Here is a 23,848-nt window from a genome sequence, read left to right on the forward strand (position 1 = left end):
GCCTTCCCCGCAGCAGTACGCCGCATCATTTACACGACCAACGCGATCGAGTCGCTGAATTACCAGCTGCGTAAAATCATCAAGAACCGCGGGCATTTCCCCAACGACACCGCGGTCGTGAAACTGCTCTGGCTGGCCATCCGCGACATCGAAGACAAACACGCCAGGCAACGAGGCAAGAAACAAAAGACCGACACGAACACGACCGGGCGGCACCTCGTTGAGGGGTCCTCCAGTCTCGGCTGGAACGCCGCCCTCGGCGCACTAGCCCTGGCCTACCCAGACCGGCTCGCCGGCCACCTGAACTAAACAAAAAATAAACTACTTACACAGAAAAATTGACAAGCTCCAGCGAGAACCCGCAACTGGCTCGACGCCCTTGAGGCCAGATTGTTGGCCAGGCTCAAGGACCAGGCGCTGAACGGGATCCGCACCGGTGACACCGGCCCCACCCAGGCCCACCTGAACCTGGCGGAGTCCGTGGCCATCATGGAAGCGGCGACCACACTCAAACTCTCCGAGGGCCAAACGCATAAACTCCTCGATACCTCCTGCGCCCTGGTCGACACGTTCCCGGCAACCCTGGCCCTGATGGAAACCGGGGCCCTCTCCCAGCCTTGCGCCGCCGTCCTGGTCGACCAGGGCCAGGGACTTGACGCCGCGGGCAGGGACATCTTCGAGACCCGGCTGCTCGAACGAGCCCCGGAACTGACCCGGGACCAGCTCAACGGCCGGGCGCACCGGCTGCGGTGCAGGCTCGACCCGGAATCCCTGAGCGTGCGCCACCGCAGGGCCCTCGCCGGACGGCGGATTTACCTGTCCCCGGGACCGGACGGGATGGCGTGGCTACATGCCCTGCTCCCGGCCGAGGCCGCGTTCTCCGCCCATAACCGGATCACCGCGGCCGCGGCCACCCTGCAGGGCCCCGACGAGGAACGCACCCCGGCCCAGCTGCGCGCCGATGTCCTCACCGACCTGCTCATCAACGCCGGGGTCAGCACGCTGGGCGCTGAAACCGTCCAGCTCCCCGAACCGTGCGGGAGCGCTCCGTCCAGAGGCGCGTTCCCGCGCTACCTGATCCGGCGGCCGGCCCCGAATCCCGGCCCGATCCCGGCCACAGGTCCCCGGATCCCGGCATCCCCACCCCATTTCCACAAGGACCAGCCCCCCGCCGGACACCCGCGCCCGGGCCGCTACCTACGCCCTGGCGCCCCCACCACGGCATCACGCAACAGCCCGCCACCGGGGACCAGCCCACCACCGGGGACCAGCCCACCACCGGGGACCGGTCCGGACCTGGGCCGGGAGAAGATTGACTACCGTAGGATCAAGGCCGAGGTATTCATCACCATCCCGGTCTGGACCGCGATGGGTAAATCCGACGAACCCGGATATATGGAGGGCTACGGACCCATCCCAGCCGAGACCGCCCGCAGGATCACCGCCGAACAACCGAGCTTCTACCGCGTCCTGACCCATCCCCACACCGGAGCCAGGCTTTCCGTGGGCCGAACAGCCTACCGGACCCCGGCCGATATACGCCGCGAAAACCGGCTCCGCCACCCCACCTGCGAATTCCCCGGCTGCCTGCGCCCGTCCCGGAACTGCGACAACGACCACATCTTCGACTGGTCCAAAAACGGTGTCTCCAGCGGCACCAACACCGGACCCAAATGCGGCCCCCACCACCTGATCAAACACAAGACCGGATGGGCCGACACCCGCCAGCCCGACGGCTCCCTGAAATGGCTCTCACCCGGCGGCAAAATCTACACCACCCGCACCGACGACCTCGACATCGCCCCCTTCTGAGAGACGGCCCCTGTCCTCACCTATCGGACGCTCTGATTGCAGCTCTGCCCGTCACCAGCCGTCCCGCCTGAATCCCGGATAGTCCGTGGTCCCTGGCCGAAGACAAACATGAAAGAATCTACGGTATGGCAGACCACATCCCGGGCACAGACACGCCCGCCACGACTTCGTCCAATGTTCCCGAGAAACCCGCATTGGAGGGGCTTGAAGCAGTCCTGAGCAAGCGCTGGCGTGAGGAGGGAACCTATAAGTTTGACCGGAACACCAGCCGGGAGCAGGTCTACTCGATCGACACTCCCCCGCCGACGGCCTCCGGATCCCTGCATGTAGGACATATGTTCTCCTACACCCAGACCGACGTACTGGCACGTTACCAGCGGATGCGCGGCAAGAACGTCTTCTATCCGATGGGCTGGGATGACAACGGGCTACCGACCGAACGGCGTGTACAGAACTATTACGGAGTCCGCTGCGACCCGAAACTGCCCTACGAAGCCGGTTTCACGCCGCCGGCCCAGCCGGCGAAGAATGAGCGCGACTTCATCCAGATCTCGCGGCGCAACTTCATTGAACTCTGCGAGGTCCTGGCGGTGGAGGACGAGAAGGTCTTCGAGGACCTGTTCAGCACCTTGGGGCTGTCGGTCGATTGGGAACTCACCTACCGCACCATTGATGATGCCTCCCGCGCCGTGAGCCAGCGCGCGTTCCTGGCCAACCTGGCCGCCGGCGACGCGTATATGGCCGAGGCCCCCACGCTCTGGGACGTCACGTTCCGGACCGCCGTGGCGCAGGCCGAGCTGGAGGACCGCGAGCGTCCCGGCGCCTTCCACCGCGTCGCGTTCCACCGGCACGACGGCGAAAAGGTCTTCATCGAGACCACCCGCCCGGAGCTGATTCCGGCCTGCGTTGCCCTGGTGGCGCACCCGGATGACGAGCGCTACCAGCCACTCTTCGGCACCACTGTCACCTCCCCGCTGTACGGCGTCGAGGTCGAGGTCAAGGCGCATCCGCTGGCCAAGCCCGACAAGGGCTCCGGCCTGGTCATGGTCTGCACGTTCGGCGACCTGACCGACGTCACCTGGTGGCGCGAGCTGCAGCTCCCCACGCGGGCGATTGTGGGCCGTGACGGGCGCATTCTGGCCGACACTCCGGCATGGGTTAAGGGCGACGGCGTCGCTCATTACGAGGCGCTGGCCGGCAAGACCACCTTCAGCGCCAAGGAGACGGTGGTCGCCCAACTGCGCGACAGCGGCGATCTGGACGGCGAACCGAAGCCGATCACGCATACAGTCAACTTCTATGAAAAAGGCGACAAACCACTGGAAGTCGTCACCAGCCGCCAATGGTATCTGCGCAATGGTGGCCGGGATGCGGACCGGCGTGAACGTCTGATCGGCCGGGGCAAGGAAGTCGCCTTCCACCCTGCGTTCATGCGCTCGCGCTATGAGAACTGGGTGCAGGGCCTCAACGGCGACTGGCTGGTGTCGCGGCAGCGCTTCTTCGGTGTGCCGATTCCGGTTTGGTACCCGCTCGACACCGCCGGCAATCCGGACTACGAGCAGCCGATCCTGCCCACGGACCAGGCGCTGCCCGTCGATCCGGCTGCCGAACCGGCCCCCGGTTATGAGGAGGCACAGCGCGATCAGCCCGGCGGATTCACCGGGGATGCCGATGTCTTGGACACCTGGGCCACGTCCTCGCTGACCCCGCAGATTGTGGGCGGCTGGAGCCGGGACGAGGACCTCTTCGCGAAAGTCTTTCCCTTCGACCTTCGCCCGCAGGGCCACGACATCATCCGGACCTGGTTGTTCTCCAGCGTGGTCCGGGCCGATGCCCTGCAGGGGGTTGCAGCGTGGAAGCACGCCGCCATTTCGGGCTGGATCCTGGACCCGGACCGCAAGAAGATGTCCAAGTCCAAGGGCAACGTGGTGGTTCCCACCGATGTTCTCAAGGACTTCGGCTCGGACGCGGTACGTTATTGGGCGGCTTCGGCCAAACTCGGCGCGGACACCGCCTACGAAATCGGACAGATGAAGATCGGTCGCCGGCTGGCGATAAAGCTGCTCAACGCCTCGAAGTTTGTGCTGAATCTGGGTGCCACCGAGGCCTCGGTACTCACCGGGACATGGGCGGCCGGTGACCATCCAGTGTCCAATCCGTTGGATGCTGCGCTGCTCGCTCAGCTGGCCGACGTCGTCGACCAGGCAACGTCGGCGTTCGAGACCTACGACTACGCCCGGGCGCTGCAGCTGACCGAAACGTTCTTCTGGTCATTCACCGACGATTATGTGGAACTCATCAAGGACCGTGCCTACGGTGCTGCCGGTGACGTGGAGCAGGCATCCGTGCTCGCGGCCCTCGCCACCACCTTGGAAGCACTACTGCGGCTGTTTGCCCCGTTCATCCCGTTTGCAACCGACGAGGTCTGGTCCTGGTGGCGCAAAGGGTCTGTGCACCGTGCACCGTGGCCGGCAGCCTACCGGCCCGCAACCGGCGCTGCGGGCGAGAGTGCCGGTGACATCACTATGCTGGCCACCGTCGGTGCGGCCCTCAGTGGGATCCGCAAGGCCAAGTCCGAGGCCAAGGTTAAGCAGCGCACAGAAGTCCTCAGCGCGACCATCGGCGCGCCGGCCGGTGCGCTGGCCCGACTGCAGGCAGGGATCGGCGACTTGAAGGCCGCCGGCAACGTCCGCGAACTCACGCTGATTGAGGGCGCCGAACTGTCCGTCGACGCCGTGGTCCTCGCACCGGCCGAAGAGCCCGCCCAGGCTTAGCCCACGCATCGACTAGGCAGTAGATGTCGTTCTCAGGCTCGAGAAGGACATCTACTGCGCGGTCGATGCGGTTTATGGGGCTAAACGGGCCTAACCGAACTGCGGGCTCTCCGTCCGGGTGCGCTTGATTTCAAAGAAGTATGGGAAGCCGGCCAGGGTGACCGTGGCATCCCAAAGACGCCCGGCATCCTCGCCACGCGGTATGCGGGTGATGACGGGGCCGAAGAATGCCGTCCGGTTGAAGGAAACAACCGGCGTTCCGACGTCCTGCCCGACCAGGTTGATCCCTGCTTCGTGGCTGGCACGCAGTTGCGCGTCGTAGCTGTCCTTCGAGGCATAACCGGCCAGGTCGGCCGGTAACCCTACCTCGGCAAGGGACTTGGAAATGACCTGATCCAGATCCTCAATGCCTTCGTGATGGATCAGCGTGCCCATGGCGTCGTAGAGCGGTTTGACCACCTGGTCGCCGTGGAGCTCTTGGGCGGCGATGACGACCCGGACCGGTCCCCACGCATTCTTCAGGAAATTCCGGTAGTCCTCCGAAAGCCCGTCGCGCCCATCGTTGAGGACGGCAAGGCTCATCACGTGCCACCGCGTGCTGATCCGCCGAACCTTCTCCACTTCGCCGATCCAGCGCGAGGTGGCCCAAGCGAACGGACCCATGGGATCAAACCAGAAATCAGCTGTATCGGTTCCGGGGTTGGCAGTACTGGCAGCTTCGGTCACAATTATCTCCTCGTCGGATGGTGGCGGGCAGGCAAACGCTTGTATCCCACCCGATTAAGAACAACCTTTCAGGACAACGTATTCCGGCGTGCCACGATTCCCCGTGCGGCGGGCCGGCTGTCATTTTCCGAAGGCGACCGCGCGGAATGCCCAAAGTCCGTCTGTCCCAAAGTCGTCTGTACTGATGCGAAGCGCGGGGCCAAAAAAAATCGAGACCGGATCAGGCGGATTTATTGCGGCGCTTGGCCACCACATCGTGCGGAATCAGCGTAGGCTCGGCCGACTTGTTGACCACCTCGGCGGTGATGACCACACTGGCAATGTCATCCCGGCCGGGCAGGTCAAACATCACCGGCTGCAGCACTTCTTCCATAATGGCCCGCAGCCCGCGGGCTCCGGTTCCGCGTTCCAACGCCTGGTCGGCAATGGAATCCAGTGCGTCGTTTTCAAAGACCAACTCCACGCCGTCGAGCATAAACATCTTCTGGTACTGCTTGACCAGGGCATTCTTGGGTTCGGAAAGGATCTGGATCAGGGCCGGCCGGTCCAGATGCGAGACCGTGGTGATCACCGGAAGGCGGCCGATGAATTCGGGGATGAGCCCGAACTTGAGCAAATCTTCCGGCATCACGTCGCCATAGCTGGCTTCCTCGCGCTTAAGCGCACTCAGCGGGGCGCCGAAGCCGATCCCCTTCTTGCCAGCCCGCGAGCCGATGATTTCCTCCAGCCCCGCGAAGGCCCCAGCCACGATGAACAGCACGTTGGTGGTATCGATCTGGATGAATTCCTGGTGCGGGTGCTTGCGGCCGCCCTGCGGCGGGACCGAGGCAACGGTTCCCTCGAGGATTTTCAGCAGTGCCTGCTGAACTCCTTCACCGGAGACATCCCGGGTGATGGACGGGTTTTCGCTCTTGCGTGAAATCTTGTCGATCTCATCGATATAGATGATGCCCTGCTCAGCCTTTTTGACATCGTAGTCGGCGGCCTGGATGAGCTTGAGCAGGATGTTTTCGACGTCCTCGCCGACGTAGCCGGCTTCCGTCAGCGCGGTGGCATCGGCGACGGCGAACGGCACGTTGAGCCGACGGGCCAGGGTCTGCGCGAGATAGGTTTTACCGCAGCCAGTCGGTCCGATCAGCAGGATATTGGATTTGGAGAGTTCGACGTCTTCGTGGGCGCCCCCCTCGGCCAGGGCATTGCCCTTGGAACTATGACCGGCTTGGATCCGCTTGTAATGGTTGTAGACCGCCACTGCCAGCGAACGCTTGGCGGGCTCCTGCCCAATGACGTATTCCTGCAGGAAGGCAAAGATTTCACGTGGCTTGGGCAGTTCAAAACTGCCCAGATCCGCCACCTCGGCCAGTTCCTCTTCGATGATTTCGTTGCAGAGTTCAATGCATTCATCGCAGATATAGACGCCCGGGCCGGCGATGAGCTTCCGGACCTGCTTCTGGCTCTTGCCACAAAAAGAACACTTCAGTAGATCAGTGCTCTCGCCCAATCGAGCCATCTGTGTTTCCCTTTCGTGTCTGGCACAAATACGCTTCCGGCCCGTCGCCGGACCTGCAGCCGGTGCGGTCAATCAAGCTCCCCACCATGCCTCCACTCTAAGCCACAAAGCCCGTCATGGCCGGAAACCAAACGCCGGGGCGGCGCACTTTTTGTCCGCTGCCCCGGCGCGCGGGATGTCCCGCCGCTATTTGGTGATGGCCTGCGGTTTGATCTTCCGCGGTGCCAGCACCTCGTCGATCAGACCGTATTCCTTGGCTTCCGCCGCGGTGAGGATCTTATCCCGCTCGATGTCGTTGTTGACCTGCGCCGGCGTCCTGCCGGAGTGATGGGCCAGCGTCTCTTCGAGCCAGGTCCGCATGCGCATAACCTCATTGGCCTGGATTTCAATGTCCGAGGCCTGGCCGCCGTCGCCGCCGGACAGCGCCGGCTGGTGGATCAGAACGCGGGCGTTGGGCAGCGCCAGGCGCTTGCCGGGGGCACCGGCAGCCAGCAGGACCGCTGCGGCGCTTGCCGCCTGGCCCAGGCACACGGTCTGGATCTCCGGACGAACAAACTGCATGGTGTCATAAATGGCGGTCATGGCTGTGAACGATCCGCCCGGCGAATTGATGTACAGCGTGATGTCGCGGTCCGGATCGGTTGACTCCAGCACCAGCAGCTGCGCCATCACATCGTCCGCCGACGCATCATCGACCTGCACGCCGAGGAAGATGATGCGGTCTTCAAACAGTTTGGTGTACGGATCCTGGCGCTTGAAACCGTAGGGCGTGCGCTCTTCAAACTGCGGCAGCACGTACCGGTCGGTGGGCATATTGGCGGCGAAGCCACCCGCTGACGCTCCGAAATTGTAGGTCATGATTCTCTAAGCTCCTGAAGTAAGTGGGGACGGCGTTGGACGGTGGGTTGGGCTATTCCTGTGCGGTACCGCCACCACCGGAGACGCTTCCCGCATGAGCTGCGATCTTGTCGAAGAAGCCGTATTCCAGCGCTTCCTCCGCCGTGAACCACTTGTCGCGGTCGTTGTCCTTGAGGATTTTGTCCACTGTCTGACCGGTCTGCTCGGCGGTCAGCTCCGACATGACCTTCTTCATGTGCAGAATCAGCTCCGCCTGGATCTTGATGTCCGACGCGGTGCCGCCGATGCCGCCGGAGGGCTGGTGCATCAGGATCCGCGCATGCGGAGTCGCATAACGCTTGCCCTTGGTGCCCGAGGAGAGGAGGAACTGGCCCATCGAAGCGGCCAGACCGGTCGCCACAGTGACCACATCATTGGGAATGAATTTCATCGTGTCGTAAATCGCCATGCCCGCGGTCACCGAGCCGCCAGGCGAGTTGATGTACAGGAAGATGTCCTTGTCCGGATCCTCCGCCGAGAGCAGCAGCAGCTGGGAGCAGATCACATTCGCGTTGTCATCGCGGACCTCGGAGCCCAGCCAGATGATCCGCTCCTTGAGCAGACGGTTGAAGATGTAGTCGTCGCGGCCGGCGGGGTCCGCAGTAGCCATCGTCGGGGCTGTGGTTTGCTGTGCCATGGTGAAATTGCCTCTCGCTCGTGACTGCGTGCCGGTTCCACAACTACGGAAACGAGGCACTGTCATCACTGTTATCGCTGAACGTCTCTGCTGAACATCTCTTCTTGGACAGTAGCCGTTTCGACCGACATTTTGTTTCGTGAAACCGTACTGTTCGCTGACGGCGCATCGTGGCCGGCAGGGCGGACGACGCCGCCGCACACCGGCTTAAAGCGCGGCGCCGCCGGTCCCCATAGGAACCAGCGGCGGCCGTCTTTGCTGCCATGCAGTTTCGGCTATGATTCGGCTCCCACGCCGACGGCCCGGATCAGCCGTAGTTCAAAGCGGCGGAATCACGCCGCTGGTGGCAGGGCGTCAGAAGCGGGCCGCGCCCGGATCGTCGACGGCGGGAGTCTCAGTGACATCTTCGGCCTCGGTGGATTCGACCGCTTCCAGCTCGGCGTCTTCCACCGTCTCCGACTCGGCGTCGCCGGCGCTGACAAAGCTGCTCAGGTCCACCGCGTCGCCGTTGGTGTCAGTGACCGTGGCCTGGGCCAGGACGGCCGCCAGCGCCTTACGGCGGCGCACCTCAGCGACAATCATCGGGACCTGACCGCTGGAGTCAAGCATCTGCGCGAACTGGTTCGGCTCCATGCCGTACTGGCTGGCCGAGGAAACGATGTAATCGATCAGCTCGGGCTGGCTGACGCCGATTTCCTCCTTGTCCGCGATGGTATCCAGGATGATCTCGTTGCGGAACGCACGCTCCGTGTTGGACTTAACCTCTGCGCGGTGCTCCTCGGTGTCGTGGCCTTCGCCGCCGTGGCCGCCTTCACCGTTAAAGTGCTGCTCGATCTGGTCGGAAATGACGGATTCGGGCACCGGAACATCGATCAGTTCGATGAGCTTGTCCAGGACCTTGTCCCGGGCCTCAATGCCCTGATCAACCGTCTTGGCTTCGGCCACCTGCTTGGCCAGGTTGGCGCGCAGCTCGGTCATGGTGTCGAACTCGCTGGCCAGCTGCGCAAAGTCATCGTTGGCCTCGGGAAGCTCGCGCTCCTTGACGGAGCGGACCGTCACCGTGACCTGGGCCGCCTCGCCGGCATGATCTCCGCCGGCCAGTTTGGTGTCGAACACGGTCTCTTCGTCAACACTGAGTCCGGCGACTGCGTCATCGAGGCCCTCGAGCATAGTTCCGGCGCCCACCTCGTAGGACAGGCCGGAAGCCGAATCCACGTCTTCGCCGTCAATCTTTGCGGCAATGTCAATGGAGAGGAAGTCCCCGGTGGCAGCCGGGCGGTCCAGCGGCTTAAGCGACCCAAACCGGCCACGCAGTTCGTTCAGGGCCTTCTCGAGGTCCTCATCTGCAGTCTCGGAGGCCTTCACCTCAACTTCGATTCCGCTGTAGTCCGGCAGCTCAATCTCCGGACGGACATCGACCTCGACGTGGAACTTCAGTTCCCCGTCGGTCGCACTCGGATCCGGAACTTCGGTGATTTCAACCTCGGGGCGGCTCAACGGATGGATGCCGGCTTCTTCAACGGCGGCCTGGTACCAGCCGTTAAGGCCGTCATTGACAGCTGTCTCCAACACGTAGCCGCGGCCCACGCGCTGGTCGATCAGGCGGTTGGGGACTTTGCCCTTACGGAATCCCGGCACCTGAACCTGAGTAGCAATCGTCTTGTAAGCCTCATCAATGCTGGGCTTCAATTCCTCGAGCGGAACCTCGACATTGAGCTTGACCCGAGTGGGTGTGAGGTTTTCGACGGCGCTCTTCACAGCATGTACTCCTGAATGGTCGATTTGTGAGTGGTGATCAGCAGCAAGTTCCGTCCTGTGTTTCCGGAACAATGCTGAGTCGGGGCGACAGGACTCGAACCTGCGGTCTCCTGCTCCCAAAGCAGGCGCGCTAGCCACTACGCTACGCCCCGTAGTGCACCGGCAAGTCTACGGCCAAAATCCCTCTCATGCACAATCCCCAATGCGGGCGCAGCGCAGACCCGGTGCACATTTGACAGTACCCGCCCCCCGTATGATGTAGTTGTACCCGGCGGAACGCTCCGCCGGCGGGAAAGCGGCCGGGCAGTGCGGCGGTACCGCCTTCCTTACTTCCCTTCGGCATCACTCCTGGGGGCGTAGCTTAATGGTAAAGCCTCAGTTTTCCAAACTGATGACGCGGGTTCGATTCCCGTCGCCCCCTCCATCCCAGTTTTGACCTCCCCCGGCGGCGCCGGGGGATTTTTTGCCTTCAGCAGGAAACGAGGGCGAGCCGTAGAACCATATGCGTATGACCAGCCACCGGAAGCGGAGTCCGCGTCAGCCCATTCAAGTCCGCGGGAGCCGCGTCTGCGTCAGCACTGGCAGGCCGGGCACCAGTACAATTTCCGGTTCCCTAGTTCCGTCATTGCTACCGGTGTTCGGCAGATCCGGCAGGGCAACCCCTCGCGCTTGTACACATAGTGCGCGTCGCCCACCGCCACCGGCAGGGTCGGCGATGTCCGGTCGGCGGAAGCGGTGGTAATGATCCGTCCGTCCCGGACGCCGTCGCCCATCACGGACAGGATGTCCCGCCACAAGCCGGCAAGCCGCTCCGACGGCAGCGCAGTGCCGGGCAGCCATGGATCGAGGCGCCGCCGGAAGAGCACCTCGGCACGGTAAACGTTTCCCACACCCGCAAGAACCTGCTGGTTCATCAGCAGCAACCCCACCGCCGCCCGGCTGGCACCGGCGCGACGGATAAACTCCAGCTCGTCGCCGGGACGATTGTGCAGCGGATCCGGCCCCAGCGCCGCGACGGCGGCCGCGGCTTCCACCGGCGTCAGCACCTCGCAGGCGGTGGGTCCGCGCAGGTCCGCCCAGCCATGGTCCGAGACGAGCCGGACGCGCACGGCGCCTTTGGGCTCCGGCGGACCCGCATACGCTGCGGAACCCACGGCTACAGCGGCGGCGGCACCAACGCTGCGTGCACGTCCCGCGGCGGCGGACATGCCCACGGCCGCAGCGGCCGCGGCGGCGGCACCAACGCTGCGTGCACGTCCCGCAGCGGCGGACATGCCCACGGCCGCAGCGGCCGCGGCGGCGGCACCAACGCTGCGTGCACGTCCCGCAGCGGCAGACGTGCCCACCGAGCCTGCGCCGGCGTCCGCGGCAGGAATCTCCCGCTCCCCGATCCGCCGCGGCGCGCCGATGCTGGACGCCCCCGTGAACGATTCATCCCCGCCGAAGTCCCACGCACCATACAGACCCAGGTGCACGCGGAGCACGAGCTCGTTCCCGAAGCTCAAAAACAGCTGCTTGCCGTGCGCGGCTGCGTGCTCCAGCACGTGACCGTCCAGCCGGGCCGCTCCGGCGGTGAAGCGCCCCTGTGGACTGGAGAGCCGAAGCCGGTGCCCCGCGAAGACGTCCTGGAATTGACGCGCCAGCCGATGGACGGAGTGACCTTCAGGCATGCCCTACCGGACAACCTCGCCGGTTGTTTCGTACGCGGTGATCTTGGCGATGCGGCGCACGTGGCGTTCGTCCCGGCTGAAAGGCTCCGCCAGGAATGCCTCAATGATCCGCGTGGCCTCGTCGACGCTGTGCTGGCGTCCACCCACCGCGACGACGTTCGCGTCATTGTGCTCGCGGGCCAGTTTCGCCGTGTCCAGGTTCCAGGCCAGCGCGGCCCGGACACCCTTGACCTTGTTGGCCGCGATCTGCTCCCCGTTACCGGAGCCGCCCAGCACAATGCCCAGCGCGTCAACGCCGGCTTCGATGTCCGTCACCACGGCACGGGCGGCATTGATGCAGAAGGCGGGATAGTCGTCCTGGGCATCGTAAATTTTTGGCCCATGATCCACCATCTCGTATCCGACGGCACCCAGATACTCGATCAGGTGCGCGCTCAGCTCCATGCCGGCATGGTCTGTGGCAATGTGGATGCGGGAGGGGCTCATGGCATGTCCTTTTCGTGGCTGTATCTGGTTCCGGCTTCCAGCCTACAAGTTTCCCGGACTACCTGACGGCGGCGCTCCCGGGCCCGCTCCCGGTTCCCAGCCGTGGAAACTCCCGTTGAGCAGCGCCGCTAGCGCTTCCGCCCGGTCGGTGTCCGGGGCACCGATAATGGCGGCGGTACCGCTTTCCAGACGGACGACGACGGCGGGGCCGCTGGCCGCCAGGTAAGACACCGTGCCGCCGCGCCGGCGCAGGCCCCAGCCGCCATAGTCCCGGGCCCGCGTATCCAACGCTGCCGCGGCCTGCACATCGGCGGCCCGGCAATGCAGGGCCGGAACCACCCCGGCTATCAGCACCGTGGCCCCGTCACGATCGGCATCCACGAGTGCCGTCAGGAAAACGACGGCGGCCAGAGCCAGCGCCAAGACCAGTGCCCCAAGCCAGGGCAATGCCAGCGCGATCAGCACACCCGGCAGGGCGCCAGCCAGCAGAATCATGATCAGCACCGAGCTTCGCGGATGCACCCAGTACATCAGCCGGTTACGGGCCAGGGCAGGATCCAGCTCCACCCGCAGCGCCTCCTCGTCGCGCTGCGTCCACTGTTCAGCCGGTTGGTACACCAACGCAATGACCACGCCCAGCGCCAACGCCGCGCCGCTGCCCATCGCGAGCACGATCGGATCCGGCTGCGGCCCTGGGTGCCGGCCGGCGCCGGCCTGCGCCACCAAGGTCGAGCCGAACAGGGACGTCAAAAACAGTTCCGCGGTGAACGCGGTCCCGAGCAGGGCCCTTCGCGCGGTACGCGGCAGGGACGTCCTGGCCGCCTGGCTGCCGAAGGCAATTCCCGCCAGTGCGATGCACCCGGCGCTGAACGCCAGATATCCGACGGCGGGCAGCGGAGAACCGCCGAACGGCAGGACCGCCCCGAGCGGGATTTCCCCGCGCAGCGTGTATCCGGCCAGACCAAAACTGATGGCGAGCAGCAGCGGGAAAATGATGGCAAACCGCAGCGCCCGGCGGTCGGTCCCCCGATTCTCCCCCGACTCCATGTGCGCTCCCTCACGATTTTTGCGGCTGTCGTTGCGGCCGTGCCGGATATTCTCCCGTTGGGCCACCGGTAAGTCACCGATTGCGCAGGTAAGCCCAGCCGGTTAGTTCCACCCTAGGCCTCGGAGTGCCCCGGCGGTTATGCCGTCGGCATGACAAATTTGACGCCCTCCCGCAGCAAAAGACATTCAGTGGAACAATGAGTCCACAATGCCGTGGTCCGACACACCGGGGGCATCACCGCCGAACAATGGAGCCGATACTATGTCTGACAACCAACCGTCCGGGATGAACCTGACCCGTGCCGAAGCCCGCGAACGGGCCGGTATTGTCGCCGTCGACTCCTACCACGTCACGCTCGATCTGACCCGCGGAGATGCGGTCTTCTCCTCGACCACCGTGGTGCATTTCCGCGCCACTGCCGGCGCGTCCACCTTCATCGACGCGATCACCGCCACTGTGCACTCGGTGACCTTGAACGGCGTCGAACTCGATGCAGCCGAGGTCTCCGACGGCGTGCGCATTCAGCTCCCCACCCTGGCTTTGACCAATATCCTGACCGTGGTGGCGGACGCCCCGTACATGAACACCGGCGAGGGCCTGCACCGCTTCGTGGACCCGGTGGACAACGAGGTCTACCTCTACAGCCAGTTCGAGGTCCCGGACAGCCGGCGTATGTTCGCCGTCTTCGAACAGCCGGACCTCAAAGCGCCCTTCAGCTTCAACATCACGGCCCCGGCCCACTGGGACGTCATCTCCAACTCTCCCACTCCGGCACCGCTCGCCGTCGGCACGTCCGCGACCTGGAACTTTGCACCCACCCCGGTGATCTCCTCCTACATCACCGCGCTGATCGCCGGACCCTACCAGAACGTCCGCGGCGAGCTCACCAGCTCCGACGGCCGGACGATCCCGTTGGGCGTCTTTGCGCGCAAATCCCTGATGCAGTACCTGGATGCCGAGAATATCTTTGAACTGACCCGCCAAGGCTTCGAATTCTATGAAAAGCAGTTCGGCACGCCGTATCCGTTCGCCAAGTACGACCAGCTCTTCGTCCCGGAATTCAACGCCGGCGCGATGGAAAACGCGGGAGCGGTGACGTTCCTGGAAACGTATGTATTCCGCTCCAAGGTGACCGATGCCGTCGTCGAACGCCGCGCCATCACCATCCTGCACGAGCTGGCCCACATGTGGTTCGGCGACCTGGTGACCATGCGCTGGTGGAACGATCTGTGGCTCAACGAGTCCTTCGCGGAATTCATGTCCACGCTCGCGGCGGCGGAAAACACCCGGTACACCAACGCCTGGACCACGTTCTCCTCGATGGAAAAGTCCTGGGCCTACCGGCAGGATCAGCTGCCCAGCACGCACCCCATCGTGGCGGAGATCAAGGATCTGGAAGATGTCCTGGTCAATTTCGACGGCATCACCTACGCCAAGGGCGCCTCGGTGCTCCGCCAGCTGGTGGCCTGGGTGGGCCAGGAGGAGTTCATGGCCGGGGTGCGCGCCTACTTCGGCAAACACGCCTGGGGCAACACCGAGCTGGCGGATCTGCTCCGTGAGCTGGAGATCTCCAGCGGCCGCGATCTGAAGGACTGGTCGTCGCTATGGTTGGAAACGGCCGGCGTGAACACCCTGCGCCCGGAAATAACCGTGGATGACGACGGCGTCATCACCGGCTTTGCCGTGCTGCAGTCGGCCGTTCCGGAGCACCCCACCATCCGCCCGCACCGGGCCGCGATCGGTTTCTATGATCTGGCCGGCGCAGATGAGAGTTATTGCGGCAAGCTGGTCCGTACGCACCGCGTGGAGCTGGATGTCGACGGCGAACGCACGGAGGTTGCCGAGCTGACCGGCCGCCGCCGCCCCGCCCTGGTACTGCTGAACGACGGCGATCTGGCCTACGCCAAGGTCCGTCTCGACGAGGCCTCGCTCAGCTTCGCAAAGGCGCATCTGAAGGACTTCGCCGACTCACTGCCGCGCACGCTGGTCTGGGGGTCGGCCTGGGACGCCGCGCGCGACGGCGAAACGCCGGCCCGCGAATACGTGGACCTCGTCCTGGCCAACATCGGTTCGGAATCCGACTCTTCCGTGGTTACCGTGCTGCTGCGCCAGCTGACCACGACCCTGATGTTTTACGTGGCCGAGGAGCACCGGGGGGCTGTCACGGTCCGGACCGGGGATGCGCTCTGGACGCTCGCGGGGCAGGCGGACGAGGGGTCTGATTCGCAGCTGCAGTTCGTGAAGGCCTTCGCCGCGCTGGCACGCACCGGTGAACAGCTGGACGCGGTGGCACGGCTGGTGGCGGGCGGCGGCGGTCCGGCCGGCGTTGAGGTCGATCAGGACTTGCGCTGGGAGCTGGTGTCCTCACTGGTGGCCGGCGGACGGATGGGAGAGGCAGACATCGATACCGAGCTGGGCCGCGACCGCACCCAGACCGGCCAGCTGGCGGCCGCCGGAGCCCGCGCTTCCATCCCCACGCCTGAGGCAAAAGCGGCCGTCTGGAACTCTGTCGTCGTTGACGGTGATATGCCCAATGCCGCCCAGCGGTCAGCAATCGGCGGCTTCACCCGGGTCAACGACACGAAGCTGCTCGAGCCTTTCGTGGCCAAGTATTTCGCCTCCATCCGCAAGGTCTGGGCCGCCAAGTCGCATGAGATCAGCTCCACCATCGTCACCGGTCTCTACCCGTCGCAGCTGGTCTCGCAAGGCACCATCGACGCCACGGACGCATTCCTGACCGAGTTGGGCAGCGACACGCCATCACTGCGCCGGCTGGTGCTGGAAAGCCGCGACGGCGTGGTGCGCGCGCTCAAGGCCCGGGCCGCGGACAAGTAGCCCTCCATGGCCCTGCATGAGCATCACTACGCAATTACCGTTTCGTGGACCGGCAACCGCGGCACCGGCACCTCCGGCTACCGCGAGTACGGACGCGGGCATGATGTCACCGCCGCCGGGCTGCCGACCCTGCACGGTTCCGCGGACCCGACCTTCCACGGCGACCGGGACCGTTGGAACCCTGAGCTGCTGCTGCTCACCGCCTTGGCCCAGTGCCACATGCTCTCTTACCTGCACGTCGCAGTGAACCACGGGATCGTGGTGACCAACTACCGCGACGAAGCTGTCGGGGTAATGCGGTTGAACGCGGATGGCAGCGGGCAGTTCATCTCCGCGACACTACGGCCGGTGCTGACGGTGACGGACCCAGCACACCTCGGGCTGGCCGCCGCGCTGCACGAGGAAGCCGCGCAGAAGTGCTTTATCGCCCGCAGCGTCAACTTCCCAGTGCACCACGCACCCACCGTCACCGCCTGACCCCTGCCCCCTCCTTCGGGTGAGTGGGGAGATATACCCCTCTAAACGGGGCGTATCTCCCCCACCCACCCGAAAGGTTATGCGGTGGTATGTTGGGTGGCCTTCCACGCCAGGACCAGCCGCCGCTCCTTGTCTGCGCTCAACCCGGCCCGACGGTCCCGGTCGAGACCGCGGGCACGTTCGTCGGCCAGAGTGTCTTCCCTCGTTAGGTCAAAAGGCCGCGGCGCCAGCCCGCGGGCCAGCGCCGGCCAGTAGCCGAACCAGTCGCTGACGTCCCCCGGTCCGGCGATCAGGCACGGACGGCAGATATGAAGCCGGGGCTCAACGGCGTCTGAACTCAGCCGCTCACAGGTGACCTTGGCCTCCCCGTAGTCGCGGACCTGATCCAAACTCCAGGAGACGTCGACCACTTCATCCCACTCGCCGTCGAGCCCTCGATAGACCTCGATGCCGAGCGAGCGGTCCGCCTGCACAAAACCAACCCCCGCCGGCGGCTGTCCCGCCGTCCCCCTGGCCACGCAGGTCACCTCATGTCCGCGTTCCACCACCTGCCGGGCGAGCTCCGCGGAGAGGGAAACCGTTCCGCCCAGAATGAGAATGCGCGTACTGTCTCCCTACGGCGCTAGGCTTGACAGCAGGGGAAATCTGCAGGACAAGCTCTGCAGAACAAGCAACGGGAAGGCACAATCGTAGTGACGTGGAATTGGGACCTGGTCTGGAGCCGGCTGCTGGCTGTCGGGTTCGTTGTACTGGTCAGCTTAATCATCTGGGCCGTCTTGACGCTCATCATTTCGCGCATTGTCCGGCGGATCCGCATCGGCAGCAGCATCCTGAATGTCCGCGGCCTGAAATGGGCCCAGCCGGTGCTGCGCACCCTCGACAGCGAACGCAGGGTTAAGCGCGCGGAGACCATCGGTTCACTGCTCAACTCCGTAGTGACGGTGGTGATCGTGGTCATCGCCGTCATTTACGTGTTGCAGAGTCTGGGCGTCAATATCGCCCCGGTCCTGACCAGCGTCGGCATTTTTGGCATCGCTATCGGCTTCGGCTGCCAGCAGCTGATCCGGGACTTTCTGGCCGGCATCTTCATCACCATGGAGGACCAGTACGGAATCGGCGACGTGATCGAGACAAGTGAGGTGGTCGGCGTGGTGGAGTCCGTGGGACTGCGGATCACGCGGGTCCGCGCCGTGGACGGCGCTATCTGGTATCTGCGCAATGGCGAGATCCTGCGGTTAGGCAACCGCTCCCAAGGCGATTTCATTGCTACCGCTGCCGAGGGTCCGGCCGATGCCGCCGGCCAGACGGCGGTCGACGCTCACGACAATGCCCGTGACGAAATGGCACACCAGTCCGACGGCGGCGCAGCCATTGCGCGTCGGGTTCAGTAGGAGGCGGGCGGCTCATGGCCGGCGATACCAGCACAGCAGATAATTCCGTCCCCGTTCGGGCAGCGGTGGATTCCAACGTGCCCGCCGTCCCTCTGGTGACGACTGAGCGGCAGCACGCACCGGCGGCCCGGACCAGCGCGGGCACCGGGACGCCCGCCAGCGGGGAGAGTTTCTACGCCGCCGTCGGCGGTCACGAAACCTTCGTGAAACTGGTGCATGTCTTCTATCAGGGCATTGCACAGGACCCGCTGTTGCGGCCGATGTACCCGGAAGACGATCTGGGCCCCGCGGAGGAACGGATGCGCATGTTCCTCGAGCAGTATTGGGGTGGTCCGAGAACGTATCTGGAACAGCGCGGCCACCCTCGGCTGCGGATGCGCCACATCCCGTTCGCCGTGACGCCGCAGGCCCGCGACCGCTGGCTGCTGCACATGCGCGCCGGCGTGGACGCGGTGAATCTACCCCCACTTTACGAGGCAACACTTTGGGACTATCTGGAACGCGCGGCCCACTCCATGGTGAACTCGGCGTAAGGGCTCCACCCTCCCCTTCGCCACAGTCCGGCGGGCGGCCGGCAGTCCTCGCGCGCCGCGGGCAACCGTTTGACGGCCCTGCTCCTGTGCTGGGACCGGTCAGATGATTGCTGCCGGCCGGATCAACACATGCCCGCGTCCGGTGCTCAGGCGCAGCCAACGCTCGGAGCCGAACAACACCGCAGTTTCGTCCGGTGCCACGAATCCCAGCGCGTACGCTGCAAAGGCCGCACCCGCGGGCAGGGCCGGGGCGATGCCGGGAACAGGCCGCCCCCAAACGGCTGCCCGTGCATTGTTGACGATCATCGCCCCCGGATTCACGGGAATTATCTGTGCCACCTCCCGGACACCGTCCTTGGCCACCCGGATGAGGGTTTCGGCATCGATTTCCTGCAGCCGGTCCCAACCTCCGCGCGGTGCGCTGATACCGGCCCAGGATTCGTGGACCGTCATCGGGGGCACCGCCAGCCGGACGTCGTCGGCCGCCATTCGCGCCAGACGGTCGGAGACCGCGGCCAACGGCACGGTCACGTCCACGTCAGACGGGGTGTGCAGGGCCATCGTTCGCAGCCCCAGAACCGTCGGGGTTCCCTCGCCCAGCAGCTTCGGCCGCATCACGCACACATACGCCGCCAGCACGGAACCGACGGCCTGCAGCCGGACGGCGCCGTCGTCGGCCGCTCGTGCGCGGGAAATGAAGGTGCGCAGATCCGCTACGGTTCCCGCGTCGGCAAGCTCTAGGGTCTGCTGCGCTGTCGACGTTGTCATGAGCGGACCCGTGCCGTGGAGCCCGCTGCCCTAGAATCCGCTGCAGTAGAGCGCGCCGTCGCAGAGCCCCCTGTCGGGGAGAAATTTGGAGCCGCTTCCACTGCGGCGTCCGGCCAAGGCCGGCGGCGAAAGGACACCGGATCGCCGAGCCACGTTTCCAGGGCATGGCGCTGGTGGGCACTGAGCCGGACCGGACGCCCCGTCAGGCGGGAAACCATGACCACACCCGAGCTGGCTTGGGCGTAGATCACGGAGTCATCCTTCTCCCCCACGGTGTAGCCGAATTCGAAGCTGGAGCCTCCCAGCCGGGTGACCCAGATGTTGACGAAGACCGGCTCCGGCCGGAACACCAACGGCGCCAGGTACTCGATCTCATGCCGGCCCACCAAGGTATACAGATCCTCGCCGACCAGATCGTCAAACGACTCGTCGGGGCCCGTCCCGGGCGCAGCCGCGGCTCCCAGCGGCGTGTGGAAAAGCTGCACCCGTCCGTCCTCCAGATACTGCAGATACGTCACGTTATTCACATGTCCGTAGGAATCAATATCGCCGAAGCGGATCTGCACGGGAATCTGGATCATTGTTGCCATTCATCCATCATCCCGCAGCCGCCCGAAGCCAACCAATCGTGTTTCCTGCCACGAATGTTTGAGCACCTCGGGATTGACACATAGAGTCTTTTCATGACTGACTCCCCCGCGGTACAGGACCCAATGACCACTCTGCTGGAGCTGCTGGATCTCAGTGAGGCCGATGGAGCCCATACCGACGAGGAGATCTTCGTTGGCGTCTCGCAACCGCAGCCCGCCCAGCGTGTTTTTGGCGGCCAGGTCCTCTCCCAGTCCCTGATTGCAGCCATCCGGACCGTGGACGAGAATCGGCCGGTGCATTCGATGCACGGATACTTCCTGCGTCCGGGCGATGCGGACCAGCCGATCACCTTCGGCGTACAGCGGCTGCGCGACGGGCGGTCATTCTCGGCCCGCCGCACCCACGCCTATCAGAACGGCGTCCCGATCCTGTCCATGATCGCGTCCTTCCAGGTTCCCGATATCGGCATCGACCATCAGGACCAGATGCCGCAGGATGTTCCCGACCCCGATTCCCTGCCCAGTGCCGCGGAATTGCTGGGCAAATTCGACCACCCGGTCGCTCAGTCCTGGGCCTTCGGGCGTCCGTTTGATATCAGGCACGTCGAGAGCAGCATTTATCTGAGCGTGGACGGCATCCGCGCGCCTCATCAGGGTGTGTGGATCAAAACCGTTGGTGCCATGCCCGACGACGCCAATCTGCACCGGGCGGCGCTGGCCTATGCCAGCGACTACACGCTGCTGGAGCCGACCCTGCGCCGGCACGGCATCAGCTGGATTTCCAAGGGCCTGAGCATCGCCAGCCTGGACCACGCCATGTGGTGGCACCGCCCGGTCCGCGTTGATGACTGGCTGCTGTATGTCACCGAATCCCCCAGCGCTTCCGGGGCACGCGGACTTAACACCGGTAAAATCTTCAACCGCGCCGGACAGTTGGTGGCCTCCGTGGCGCAGGAGGGCATGATCCGGGTCCCCGTGGAAACCATTACGGCCGGGGACCAGGGCGCGCCGTGATCTGCCTCCGTCGCTTCATATGGTGCGGACAAGTCGTGGCCGACGAGTCAGTGCCGTCGAGTCAGTTCCGATAACGCAGAGCCGATAACGCAGTGCAAAGAAAGCAATGCGGAGAACGCAATGGCCGGTCCACGGGACCGGCCATTGCTGTCGCCGGCTACGTTCGCCGTCGTACTCCTCCAGCGGAGTACCCCGCTGGCCTAGCCGCGGGTGAGCCGGCGATGCGTCACACTGTGCGGCCGGGCGGCGTCGGCACCGAGGCGCTCGATCTTATTGGCCTCATACGAGTCGAAGTTCCCCTCGAACCAGTACCAGCTGGCCGGACTGTCATCGGTGCCTTCATAGGCCAGGATGTGGGTTGCCACCCGGTCCAGGAACCAACGATCGTGCGAGACGACGACGGCGCAACCGGGGAAATCGAGCAGCGCATTTTCCAGGCTGCTCAGCGTTTCGACGTCCAGGTCGTTAGTGGGCTCATCGAGCAGCAGCAGGTTTCCGCCCTGCTTCAGGGTCATCGCCAGGTTCAGCCGGTTGCGTTCACCACCGGAGAGCACGCCTGCCTTCTTCTGCTGGTCAGGTCCCTTGAAACCGAAGGCGGCAACATAGGCACGGGAGGGCATCTCCACCTGGCCCACTTGGATGTAGTCCAGGCCGTCGGAAACAACCTCCCACAAGGTCTTGTTCGGGTCGATCCCGCCGCGGCTCTGGTCCACGTACGAGACCTTCACGGAGTCGCCGACCTTGAGTTCGCCGCCGTCGAGCGGTTCCAGACCGACAATCGTCTTGAACAACGTCGTCTTGCCAACGCCGTTGGGCCCGATGACGCCGACGATTCCGTTGCGCGGCAGGCTGAAGGACAGCCCGTCGATCAGCACGCGGTCCTCATACCCCTTCTGCAGGTTCTTCGCCTCAAGCACCACGCCGCCCAAGCGCGGGCCGGGCGGAATCTGGATCTCCTCGAAGTCCAGTTTCCTGGTACGGTCCGCCTCGGCGGCCATCTCCTCGTACCGGGCCAGACGCGCCTTGGACTTGGTCTGGCGGCCCTTGGCGTTGGAACGGACCCAATCCAATTCCTCCGTCAGACGCTTCGCCTGCTTCGCGTCCTTCTTGCCCTGGACCTCCAGACGAGCACGCTTCTTCTCCAGATAGGTGGAGTAGTTGCCCTCATAGGGGTACAGATGGCCGCGGTCAACCTCGGCGATCCACTGCGCCACGTGGTCCAGGAAGTACCTGTCGTGGGTGACGGCAAGCACGGCGCCGGCGTAGCTGGTCAGATGCTGCTCCAGCCACAACACACTTTCCGCATCCAAGTGGTTGGTTGGCTCGTCCAGCAGCAGCAGGTCCGGATTCTGCAGCAGCAGCTTGCACAAGGCCACGCGGCGGCGCTCACCACCGGAGAGCACCGTGACATCCGCGTCACCCGGGGGGCAGCGCAACGCATCCATGGCCTGTTCCAGCTGAGAATCCAGATCCCAGGCATCCGCCGCGTCAATGGCCTCCTGCAGCTTGCCCATCTCCTCGAGCAGCACATCAAAGTCAGCGTCAGGGCTGGCCATCTCTTCGGAAATCTCGTTAAAACGCTGAATCTTGCCGTGGATCTCGGCGACGCCTTCCTGGACATTGCCCAGAACGGTCTTTTCCTCATTTAATGGCGGCTCCTGCAGCAGAATCCCCACCGTGTATCCGGGGCTCAGCCGCGCCTCACCATTGGAAGGCGTATCGAGTCCGGCCATAATCTTCAAAATGGTGGACTTACCCGCACCGTTCGGCCCCACGACGCCGATCTTGGCGCCGGGGAAGAACGACATGCTTACGTCGTCAAGGATTACTTTTTCGCCAACAGCCTTACGGGCCTTGGTCATTGTGTAGATAAATTCCGCCATGCATCAAGGCTAGCCGGTGCCGGAGCATAACTCACATTCCCCGCACCTGACGGTCCCGGTCTGCGGCCGGCCCAGTCCCGGTCTGCGGCCGGCCCAGTCCCGGTCTGCGGCCGGCCCTACTAATAAGGCGGGTCAGCCGCCAGAACCTCCCCCGTTGACTCGTTCACCAGTCCGACACCGTCCAGGGCGGACACATCATCAGGAACGTCCAACGCCCCCGTTCCCTGCTCGTCAGTAGAGTCCGTCGCCGATCCGGACCCACCGTCCTGACCAGGGCCACCGCCCTCCTTCAGCCCACCGTCGTCCTCTGCGGGAGCAGCCGCCTCCTTGCGTGGCGCGGTACTGCGCTGGAAAACCGCAGTTCCCCAGAACAAGTCGTGGCCCAACGTGTCGGCATCAAGGTCGGCCGATGTCCCGGTCTTCCCGTCGTCCTTGATCCACTGCCGCAGTTTCAGCCTGCCGGTCACGATGACCCGCTGACCCTTATTGACGCTGAAGGCCGTGTTCTGGGCCAGCTGGCGGAACGTGGAGACGTGATACCAATTGGTGTCTCCGTCCACCCACTCGTTGGTGGCTTTGTCCTGCTTCCGCTCAACGGACCCCAGCTCAAAGCTCGCTATACATACGCCCGCGTCTGTGGTGAAGCGCCGAACCTCGGTTGCAACGAACCCCCGGACCGTAATCACATCGCTCATCGCTATGCCTTTCCTCGTGCCACCGATGGCGGCCCTGTGCAGATGCTTCAAGCAAACTGTGCGGCAGACTTGTTGGCCAGAGGCGACGCACCTTCTGTGTGGATGCTGCTCGGCATCTTGGCCTGTGGAGGAGGGAACGTGATAATGGAGCTTGAGGAAAAGCGGGGACGGCTGCCCCGTGCGCGGGACACAGCCTCCCTGACAATGGCCGGACCGCTGATCAGCCCAATCACTGTTGCTGGCCGGAAAGTGCCCCCGACGCGACTCGAACGCGTAACCTACGGATTAGAAGGCCGTTGCTCTATCCATTGAGCTACGGGGGCGACCTTGAAATACTACTACGT

General features: G+C 64.4%; 20 protein-coding genes, 3 tRNA genes and 1 pseudogene. 9 read left to right on the forward strand and 15 right to left on the reverse strand.

The features are described 5' to 3' along the window. The 3 genes and pseudogenes from QMG52_RS13070 to valS all read left to right on the forward strand — a co-directional run. Positions 1-309, forward strand: a 309-nt coding sequence (locus QMG52_RS13070; RefSeq protein ID WP_283560839.1) for a transposase, incomplete at its 5' end; no start/stop codon positions are given. Positions 310-372: 63 nt separating this feature from the next. After that, a pseudogene (locus tag QMG52_RS13075) lies at positions 373-1,812 on the forward strand (HNH endonuclease signature motif containing protein); the annotation flags it as partial. Between the two features lie 125 nt (positions 1,813-1,937). Further along, positions 1,938-4,586 (forward strand): valine--tRNA ligase, encoded by a 2,649-nt coding sequence (valS, locus tag QMG52_RS13080; protein WP_283560840.1) that lies wholly within the window; start codon positions 1,938-1,940, stop codon positions 4,584-4,586. A 90-nt stretch (positions 4,587-4,676) separates the two neighbouring features. On the opposite strand, the gene QMG52_RS13085 is transcribed toward valS, so the two are convergent. From QMG52_RS13085 to QMG52_RS13110, 6 genes are all read right to left on the reverse strand, one after another. Beyond that, positions 4,677-5,249 carry a mycothiol-dependent nitroreductase Rv2466c family protein gene (locus QMG52_RS13085; protein ID WP_283560922.1) on the reverse strand — a complete coding sequence of 191 codons (573 nt, stop codon included), beginning with the start codon at positions 5,247-5,249 and terminating at the stop codon, positions 4,677-4,679. 283 nt (positions 5,250-5,532) lie between these two features. Continuing rightward, positions 5,533-6,822: an ATP-dependent Clp protease ATP-binding subunit ClpX gene (gene clpX, locus QMG52_RS13090; RefSeq protein WP_283560841.1), complete on the reverse strand. Its 1,290-nt coding sequence runs from the start codon at positions 6,820-6,822 to the stop codon at positions 5,533-5,535. Positions 6,823-7,008: 186 nt separating this feature from the next. Beyond that, positions 7,009-7,680: an ATP-dependent Clp protease proteolytic subunit gene (locus tag QMG52_RS13095; protein ID WP_283560842.1), complete on the reverse strand. Its 672-nt coding sequence runs from the start codon at positions 7,678-7,680 to the stop codon at positions 7,009-7,011. A gap of 52 nt (positions 7,681-7,732) precedes the next feature. Next, positions 7,733-8,329, reverse strand: coding sequence for an ATP-dependent Clp protease proteolytic subunit (locus tag QMG52_RS13100; protein ID WP_283560923.1), 597 nt, complete (start codon positions 8,327-8,329; stop codon positions 7,733-7,735). A gap of 381 nt (positions 8,330-8,710) precedes the next feature. Further along, positions 8,711-10,114 carry a trigger factor gene (gene tig / locus QMG52_RS13105; protein ID WP_283560843.1) on the reverse strand — a complete coding sequence of 468 codons (1,404 nt, stop codon included), beginning with the start codon at positions 10,112-10,114 and terminating at the stop codon, positions 8,711-8,713. 79 nt (positions 10,115-10,193) lie between these two features. Further along, positions 10,194-10,266: transfer RNA gene (locus QMG52_RS13110), tRNA-Pro, on the reverse strand. A 198-nt stretch (positions 10,267-10,464) separates the two neighbouring features. Between QMG52_RS13110 and QMG52_RS13115 the strand changes: the two genes are divergently transcribed. Beyond that, positions 10,465-10,538 (forward strand) — tRNA-Gly (locus QMG52_RS13115). Between the two features lie 148 nt (positions 10,539-10,686). Here QMG52_RS13115 and QMG52_RS13120 read toward each other — a convergent pair. Genes QMG52_RS13120 through QMG52_RS13130 form a run of 3 tightly spaced genes read right to left on the reverse strand, consistent with a single transcriptional unit; the run spans position 10,687 to position 13,317 of the window. Continuing rightward, the gene (locus tag QMG52_RS13120) at positions 10,687-11,784 is read right to left on the reverse strand and encodes an Fpg/Nei family DNA glycosylase (RefSeq protein ID WP_283560844.1); all 1,098 of its coding nucleotides are present in this window, start codon (positions 11,782-11,784) and stop codon (positions 10,687-10,689) included. Positions 11,785-11,787: 3 nt separating this feature from the next. Further along, entirely contained in the window at positions 11,788-12,270 is a 483-nt protein-coding gene (locus QMG52_RS13125) for a ribose-5-phosphate isomerase (protein ID WP_283560845.1), read from the reverse strand. Positions 12,271-12,312: 42 nt separating this feature from the next. Then, positions 12,313-13,317, reverse strand: a complete 1,005-nt coding sequence (locus QMG52_RS13130) for a hypothetical protein (protein WP_283560846.1) — start codon at positions 13,315-13,317, stop codon at positions 12,313-12,315. A 262-nt stretch (positions 13,318-13,579) separates the two neighbouring features. Between QMG52_RS13130 and pepN the strand changes: the two genes are divergently transcribed. Then, positions 13,580-16,153, forward strand: a complete 2,574-nt coding sequence (pepN, locus tag QMG52_RS13135; RefSeq protein WP_283560847.1) for an aminopeptidase N — start codon at positions 13,580-13,582, stop codon at positions 16,151-16,153. A gap of 6 nt (positions 16,154-16,159) precedes the next feature. Further along, on the forward strand, positions 16,160-16,630 hold the full coding sequence (locus QMG52_RS13140; protein WP_283560848.1) for an OsmC family protein: 471 nt from the start codon (positions 16,160-16,162) through the stop codon (positions 16,628-16,630). 77 nt (positions 16,631-16,707) lie between these two features. Here the strand turns inward: QMG52_RS13140 and QMG52_RS13145 are convergent, their stop codons facing one another. Then, complete coding sequence (locus QMG52_RS13145; RefSeq protein ID WP_283560849.1) at positions 16,708-17,148, reverse strand: hypothetical protein; 441 nt, start codon at positions 17,146-17,148, stop codon at positions 16,708-16,710. 174 nt (positions 17,149-17,322) lie between these two features. Between QMG52_RS13145 and QMG52_RS13150 the strand changes: the two genes are divergently transcribed. Next, positions 17,323-18,021, forward strand: a complete 699-nt coding sequence (locus QMG52_RS13150; protein ID WP_283560850.1) for a mechanosensitive ion channel family protein — start codon at positions 17,323-17,325, stop codon at positions 18,019-18,021. A 14-nt stretch (positions 18,022-18,035) separates the two neighbouring features. Then, entirely contained in the window at positions 18,036-18,554 is a 519-nt protein-coding gene (locus QMG52_RS13155) for a globin (protein WP_349361719.1), read from the forward strand. 99 nt (positions 18,555-18,653) lie between these two features. On the opposite strand, the gene QMG52_RS13160 is transcribed toward QMG52_RS13155, so the two are convergent. Continuing rightward, positions 18,654-19,322: a DUF8185 domain-containing protein gene (locus QMG52_RS13160; RefSeq protein ID WP_283560851.1), complete on the reverse strand. Its 669-nt coding sequence runs from the start codon at positions 19,320-19,322 to the stop codon at positions 18,654-18,656. Then, on the reverse strand, positions 19,319-19,912 hold the full coding sequence (locus QMG52_RS13165; protein WP_283560852.1) for an acyl-CoA thioesterase: 594 nt from the start codon (positions 19,910-19,912) through the stop codon (positions 19,319-19,321). Before QMG52_RS13165 ends, QMG52_RS13160 begins: the two co-directional genes overlap by 4 nt. A 93-nt stretch (positions 19,913-20,005) precedes the next feature. On the opposite strand from QMG52_RS13165, the gene QMG52_RS13170 reads away from it, so the two are divergent. Continuing rightward, positions 20,006-20,926 carry an acyl-CoA thioesterase gene (locus QMG52_RS13170; RefSeq protein WP_283560853.1) on the forward strand — a complete coding sequence of 307 codons (921 nt, stop codon included), beginning with the start codon at positions 20,006-20,008 and terminating at the stop codon, positions 20,924-20,926. 200 nt (positions 20,927-21,126) lie between these two features. Here QMG52_RS13170 and ettA read toward each other — a convergent pair whose 3' ends face one another. From ettA to QMG52_RS13185, 3 genes are all read right to left on the reverse strand, one after another. After that, positions 21,127-22,809: an energy-dependent translational throttle protein EttA gene (ettA, locus tag QMG52_RS13175; protein ID WP_283560854.1), complete on the reverse strand. Its 1,683-nt coding sequence runs from the start codon at positions 22,807-22,809 to the stop codon at positions 21,127-21,129. 119 nt (positions 22,810-22,928) lie between these two features. Further along, a complete protein-coding gene (locus tag QMG52_RS13180; RefSeq protein ID WP_283560855.1) occupies positions 22,929-23,504 on the reverse strand; it encodes a single-stranded DNA-binding protein in 576 nt (191 codons plus the stop codon). A gap of 250 nt (positions 23,505-23,754) precedes the next feature. Further along, a tRNA-Arg gene (locus QMG52_RS13185) sits at positions 23,755-23,827 on the reverse strand. Positions 23,828-23,848: the final 21 nt, after the last annotated feature.

The organism is Paenarthrobacter sp. PH39-S1, from assembly GCF_030063245.1.
GTDB lineage: Bacteria > Actinomycetota > Actinomycetes > Actinomycetales > Micrococcaceae > Arthrobacter_M.

What these genes read in the sequence shown, in the direction of transcription:
- QMG52_RS13140 (WP_283560848.1), top strand. Translation starts at nt 16,160, where the DNA reads ATGGCCCTGCATGAGCATCACTACGCAATTACCGTTTCGTGGACCGGC.
- QMG52_RS13155 (WP_349361719.1), top strand. Translation starts at nt 18,036, where the DNA reads ATGGCCGGCGATACCAGCACAGCAGATAATTCCGTCCCCGTTCGGGCA.
- QMG52_RS13100 (WP_283560923.1), bottom strand. Translation starts at nt 8,329, where the DNA reads ATGGCTACTGCGGACCCCGCCGGCCGCGACGACTACATCTTCAACCGT.
- QMG52_RS13170 (WP_283560853.1), top strand. Translation starts at nt 20,006, where the DNA reads ATGACTGACTCCCCCGCGGTACAGGACCCAATGACCACTCTGCTGGAG.
- QMG52_RS13095 (WP_283560842.1), bottom strand. Translation starts at nt 7,680, where the DNA reads ATGACCTACAATTTCGGAGCGTCAGCGGGTGGCTTCGCCGCCAATATG.
- clpX (WP_283560841.1), bottom strand. Translation starts at nt 6,822, where the DNA reads ATGGCTCGATTGGGCGAGAGCACTGATCTACTGAAGTGTTCTTTTTGT.
- QMG52_RS13120 (WP_283560844.1), bottom strand. Translation starts at nt 11,784, where the DNA reads ATGCCTGAAGGTCACTCCGTCCATCGGCTGGCGCGTCAATTCCAGGAC.
- QMG52_RS13165 (WP_283560852.1), bottom strand. Translation starts at nt 19,912, where the DNA reads ATGGCAACAATGATCCAGATTCCCGTGCAGATCCGCTTCGGCGATATT.
- QMG52_RS13125 (WP_283560845.1), bottom strand. Translation starts at nt 12,270, where the DNA reads ATGAGCCCCTCCCGCATCCACATTGCCACAGACCATGCCGGCATGGAG.
- QMG52_RS13180 (WP_283560855.1), bottom strand. Translation starts at nt 23,504, where the DNA reads ATGAGCGATGTGATTACGGTCCGGGGGTTCGTTGCAACCGAGGTTCGG.
- QMG52_RS13130 (WP_283560846.1), bottom strand. Translation starts at nt 13,317, where the DNA reads ATGGAGTCGGGGGAGAATCGGGGGACCGACCGCCGGGCGCTGCGGTTT.
- QMG52_RS13085 (WP_283560922.1), bottom strand. Translation starts at nt 5,249, where the DNA reads ATGGGTCCGTTCGCTTGGGCCACCTCGCGCTGGATCGGCGAAGTGGAG.
- valS (WP_283560840.1), top strand. Translation starts at nt 1,938, where the DNA reads ATGGCAGACCACATCCCGGGCACAGACACGCCCGCCACGACTTCGTCC.
- QMG52_RS13160 (WP_283560851.1), bottom strand. Translation starts at nt 19,322, where the DNA reads ATGACAACGTCGACAGCGCAGCAGACCCTAGAGCTTGCCGACGCGGGA.
- pepN (WP_283560847.1), top strand. Translation starts at nt 13,580, where the DNA reads ATGTCTGACAACCAACCGTCCGGGATGAACCTGACCCGTGCCGAAGCC.
- ettA (WP_283560854.1), bottom strand. Translation starts at nt 22,809, where the DNA reads ATGGCGGAATTTATCTACACAATGACCAAGGCCCGTAAGGCTGTTGGC.